This is a genomic window from Pseudomonas sp. 2VD, from assembly GCF_005503585.1.
GTDB classification, from domain to species: domain Bacteria; phylum Pseudomonadota; class Gammaproteobacteria; order Pseudomonadales; family Pseudomonadaceae; genus Pseudomonas; species Pseudomonas aeruginosa.
The window spans coordinates 1-2,568 of sequence record NZ_SCND01000551.1; the positions used below are offsets into that span (position 1 = coordinate 1).

General features: G+C 68.3%; 3 protein-coding genes. All 3 read right to left on the bottom strand.

Annotated elements, in window-relative coordinates:
• Positions 1 to 214 precede the first annotated feature (214 nt).
• Complete coding sequence (locus FFS27_RS31510; RefSeq protein ID WP_137952485.1) at positions 215 to 913, bottom strand: anaerobic ribonucleoside-triphosphate reductase activating protein; 699 nt, start codon at positions 911 to 913, stop codon at positions 215 to 217.
• Positions 910 to 1,056 carry an anaerobic ribonucleoside-triphosphate reductase gene (gene nrdD, locus FFS27_RS31515; protein ID WP_003088212.1) on the bottom strand — a complete coding sequence of 49 codons (147 nt, stop codon included), beginning with the start codon at positions 1,054 to 1,056 and terminating at the stop codon, positions 910 to 912. The genes FFS27_RS31510 and nrdD overlap by 4 nt, the downstream gene beginning before the upstream one ends.
• 43 nt (positions 1,057 to 1,099) lie before the next feature.
• Positions 1,100 to 2,568 (bottom strand): ribonucleoside triphosphate reductase (locus tag FFS27_RS31520; protein ID WP_137952486.1); only part of this gene is annotated, 1,469 nt, incomplete at its 5' end.

Sequence of the window (2,568 nt, forward strand, 5' to 3'; positions counted from 1 at the left end):
GCGTCGGCAGCGTCAGAGGTGTATAAGGGACAGTGGTCGCTGAATCTGGAGCAAGGGTGGCGAGCGGCGCCGTCCGCGACAATTGGACGCAACTAGGAATCGAGAAGGTGCTCTCGTACGATCGTATGAGTCTTGTGAAGAGCAGGCCTGGTCGGGACTGCCCGCCCTGTCCGAGCGAGCTGGCAGGCCCGAGCGGCGCCGCTGAACCGGAGGCTCAGGCGTCGCGCAGTTCGAAGGCGGGAAACAGCTCTTCCAGTTCTCGCCATAGCTGCGCAGCGCCCTGCGGCGCGGGCTTCGCGAGAAGCTGCGGATCGAGCTGGCGGGCCGGGCGCGCCAGTTGTACGGCGAAGCGCTCCACGCCCATCGCGCGCAGGCGCGTCGCCAGGCGCCAGAGGCGTTCGCTATCGAACAAGCGCCAGTGCACCGTGGTCCGGCATTCGTAGGCCACGCCGCTGTCCAGCAGGTATTCCAGGCTGCGCCAGTTGGCCGCGCCGCTGCCGTCCACGCCGGTAATGGCGGCGACGTCCTCGGCCGGCGCCTTGACGTCGAAGCCCACCCAGTCGCTCTGCGCCAGCACCCGGGCGAAGGCGCGGGGGTTGATGCCGGCGCTGTGCAGGCCGCCGCGGAAGCCCAGTTCGCGGACCGTGCGCATGGCGTCGCCGAGGGCCGCCTGCAGGGTCGCCTCGCCGCCGCTGAAGACCACCGCCTGCAACAGGCCCTGGCGTCGGCGGAGGAAGTCGAGCAGGCGTGGCCAGGGGATTTCCTCCGCGCCGCGCGGCGCGATCAGTTCCGGGTTGTGGCAGTAGCGGCAGCGCCAGGCGCAGCCCTGGCAGAACAGCACGCAGGCGAGCAGGCCGGGGTAGTCGAGGGTGGTCAGGGGCACCAGGCCCCCGACCCTGAGCGTGGCGCTCATCGCGTCTCGCGGAAATGGCGGCGTTCGCGATGCTCGGACTGCTTGCCGGCATTGAACGCTGCCACGGGACGGTGGTAGCCCATCACGCGGGTCCAGACTTCGCAGCGCTGGCGCTGGCCTTCGGGCAACTGGTTGGGGTTCATCGGTGGTACTCCTTGCTGGTGGATGAAAGGAACGACAGGCGACTCAACCGCCGCAGCCGCCGCAACAGCTCTTGGGCGTGGAGCGTTGCAGCAGCTCCTCGTCGCACTTCGGGCAGAACTCGTGCTCGCCGGCCAGGTAGCCGTGCCGTGGGCAGATCGAGAAGGTGGGGGTGACGGTCAGGTACGGCAGGCGGAAGCGACCGAGGGCGGTGCGCACCAGGGTCTTGCAGGCTTCGGCGGAGGAAATCCGCTCGGCCATGTAGAGATGCAGCACGGTGCCGCCGGTGTACTTGCATTGCAGGGCGTCCTGCAGCTCCAGCGCCTCGAACGGGTCGTCGGTGAAGCCCACCGGCAGTTGCGAGGAGTTGGTGTAGTAGGGCGCCTCCGGCGTGCCGGCCTGGAGGATGCGCGGATAGCGCTTGCGGTCCTCGCGGGCGAAGCGATAGGTGGTGCCCTCGGCGGGCGTGGCTTCCAGGTTGTAGAGGTGCCCGCTGTTCTCCTGGAAAGCCACCAGCCGCGCGCGCACATGATCGAGCAGGGCCAGGGCCATCTCGCGCCCGGCTTCGCTGTGCAGTCCCTCGCGGTCGTCGCTGAAGTTGCGCACCATCTCGTGCAGGCCGTTCACGCCGATGGTGGAGAAATGGTTGCGCAGGGTACCCAGGTAGCGTCGGGTGTAGGGATAGAGGCCGGCATCCATGTGCTGCTGGATCACCTTGCGCTTCAGCTCCAGGCTGGCGAAGGCGAGTTCGAGCAGGTGGTCGAGCTGGCGGTAGAGGCCGGCGGCGTCGCCACGGTGGCGATAGCCCAGGCGCGCGCAGTTGATCGTCACCACGCCCAGCGAGCCGGTCTGCTCCGCCGAGCCGAACAGGCCGTTGCCGCGCTTGAGCAGTTCGCGCACGTCCAGTTGCAGGCGGCAGCACATCGAGCGCACCTGGTTGGGCTGCATGTCCGAGTTGAGGAAGTTCTGGAAGTAGGGCAGGCCGTAGCGCGCGGTCATCTCGAACAGGCGCGTGGCGTTGTCGCTGTCCCAGGGGAAGTCGTGGGTGATGTTGTAGGTCGGGATCGGGAAGGTGAACACCCGGCCATGGGCGTCGCCGGCCTGCATCACCTCGATGTAGGCGCGGTTGATCAGGTCCATCTCGGCCTGCAGCTCGCCGTAGGCGAAGGGCATCTCCTCGCCGCCGATGCGCGGCACCTGGTCGCGCAGGTCGTCCGGGCAGACCCAGTCGAAGGTCAGGTTGGTGAAGGGCGTCTGGGTGCCCCAGCGCGACGGCACGTTGAGGTTGTAGATGAACTCCTGGAGGGCCTGGCGCACGCTGGCGTAGTCGAGGCGGTCCTTGCGCACGTAGGGCGCCAGGTAGGTATCGAAGGAACTGAAGGCCTGGGCCCCGGCCCACTCGTTCTGCAGGGTGCCGAGGAAGTTGACCATCTGCCCCAGGGCGCTGCCCAGGTGCTTCGGCGGACCGGCCTCGACCCGCCCCGGCACGCCGTTCAGGCCTTCGTTCAGCAAGG